The 1050-nt window shown below is 59.8% G+C and carries 1 protein-coding gene; it reads left to right on the top strand.

The window, feature by feature from the left end:
• The first annotated feature begins 372 nt into the window (after positions 1–372).
• Positions 373–840 carry an Hsp20 family protein gene (locus EN935_RS37450; protein WP_109659260.1) on the top strand — a complete coding sequence of 156 codons (468 nt, stop codon included), beginning with the start codon at positions 373–375 and terminating at the stop codon, positions 838–840.
• The last annotated feature ends 210 nt before the right edge of the window (positions 841–1050 follow it).

Below are 1050 nucleotides of genomic sequence, written 5' to 3'. Positions count from 1 at the left end.
CTGCAACGGGGAAGGCCGGAAGCCGCTTGAAAGCGTGCTTCCGGCCTCTGTCGATCCGGGAGGAAGGGACGTTACACCCGGTTCGGCCTCGTTGCGGCGCTTGTTGTGCAATCGGCGCCGCCAATCCTTGATCCTGGAATGCACTCTAGCGCCGGCTGTCTGAACGCGCGCCGAAGCACCGGTTCATCTGCCGTTCATCAAGGGACCGGCCCCACGCCTTTTACCGCAAGGTGAAATCTTGAAATGCTTTCGAGCGCTCCCCAAATGTCTCATGCGGTCGCCAATGTCGGGGCCGCTGGTCCAGCCGAAACGCCGCTCAAGGGTTTCGCACCGGCCATACGCAAACCATGTTGCTCAACAGGAGAACACCTCATGCGTCACGTTGATTTTTCCCCGCTTTATCGCTCGACCGTCGGCTTCGACCGTCTCTTCACGATGCTGGATTCGCTTGCGCAGCCGGATGGCGCGCAGACCTATCCGCCCTACAACATCGAGCGCACCGGCGAGGATTCCTACCGCATCTCGATGGCGGTTGCCGGCTTCTCGGACGAGGAGATCTCGATCGAAGCCCATCGCAACGTGCTGACCGTGAAAGGTGAGCGCAAGGACGAGGGTACCGGCGAAGGGTCCGAACTGCTCTATCGCGGCATTGCCTCGAGGGCTTTTGAACGTCGCTTCCAGCTTGCCGACCACGTCGAAGTCGTCGGTGCTTCGCTGAAGAACGGCCTGCTCTTCGTCGATCTCAAGCGCAACATCCCTGAGGAACTGAAGCCGCGCAAGATCGCCATTACGGCGTCTTCGGCCAAAGCCAAGCAGATCGAGGCCAAGACCGCCAACTAGACCAATAGCCTCCCAACGCAAGGCGGCGCCGAAAGGCGCCGCCTGACTGGTTCCAACCCCTCGATTTTGGCTGCGGTCGAAAACGAGGGGTTTTTGATTCCGGTTTGCCATCCGAACCCGGCGTTGCGTGAATGCCGTCGATACGCAAGGTCCGCTCTGCCTCTGCTGCCCATCAGCGGCTCCTCTATCTTTCTTTAGCTTGTTCTAAAT

The organism is Mesorhizobium sp. M7D.F.Ca.US.004.03.1.1 (genome assembly GCF_003998635.1).
GTDB classification, from domain to species: Bacteria; Pseudomonadota; Alphaproteobacteria; order Rhizobiales; family Rhizobiaceae; genus Mesorhizobium; species Mesorhizobium loti.
Note: the sequence above shows the minus strand (reverse complement) of the source record. Positions and strands in the feature narration are given on the sequence as shown.